This is a genomic window from Vibrio sp. S12_S33, from assembly GCF_963889785.1.
Taxonomy (GTDB): Bacteria; Pseudomonadota; Gammaproteobacteria; order Enterobacterales; family Vibrionaceae; genus Vibrio; species Vibrio aestuarianus.
The window spans coordinates 1-946 of record NZ_CAWPQZ010000174.1 but is presented as its reverse complement, the minus strand read 5'-3'; the positions used below and the strand labels follow the sequence as shown (position 1 = coordinate 946).

General features: G+C 40.9%; 1 protein-coding gene. It reads right to left on the bottom strand.

Annotation, left to right across the window (positions count from 1 at the left end; translation table 11 throughout):
* Positions 1–236 precede the first annotated feature (236 nt).
* Positions 237–785: a hypothetical protein gene (locus AACW06_RS19710; protein WP_192076353.1), complete on the bottom strand. Its 549-nt coding sequence runs from the start codon at positions 783–785 to the stop codon at positions 237–239.
* Positions 786–946: the final 161 nt, after the last annotated feature.

Below are 946 nucleotides of genomic sequence, written 5' to 3'. Positions count from 1 at the left end.
GACACTTAAACATATGTACTCTCATCTGGTTTCAATGCAGTACTAAACTAGTCATGGGAGTCGAACTGCGCAAAGAATTCGGAAAGTAATTCGAGGGAGTTCAAATCGGACGGTAGTTATAACGCCCTGTTAAGGTGTGAGCAACGCAAGACCATAGTAGCTGCATACCACCTTAATCACTTAAACCAACGCATAACAAAAATGCCAAGCGTTGCGAATCACTCTTAAACAGATTGTTAGCTTTTTGGTTTCGTCGGACCTTCGGACTGTTCTAACGCTTTAAGAGCTAAAGCATCACTTCTGTACAGGTCTGTATTTCCAGAATTTATAATATCTGCTAGTGGAGCATACCAGCTGCTTTTCCCTGACAGTTTGGTGCCATCAGCAGTCACTTTTAGCAAGTAAGTATGTAACCCTAGCCTTTGCTTATTGGTATGCCACATCACTAAATGAACAAACCCGTTGCTAATTTTACCTTCAATATCAAATGTACGAATATCATCTAAGCACGTACCATCTTGATGAGCCAAAGGCTTGCTATCATCGTTTACGATTACAGTAGCTTTACCCTTTATAATATTCGTATCTTGTTCCAGTTCGATAACAGCTCGTTGGCTACGAGATCTACGATACCAAGTGCCGTCGATATTGATTCCTTGATAAGTAGATTTTCTTAGCCATGGCATAACAACATCGTAGGCTATTGCTCTACAAATAAAGAGCACAATTGTAGTGATTAGACCTGCAACTACACCTAAAACCAAATTGACTGAAATATCGTCCAATATTTACTCCTGTTCCCATTAAAAAGCTAACGCTGCGTTAAGTGGTGAGCAACGCGACCACAATCCTAAACCATTGTGCTTTAAACACAAAACTCAACCTAGACCCGAAACTCCCAAGCGTTGGGAATCCGTCTTAAACGCCTAGTTAGCTGCTGCACTTT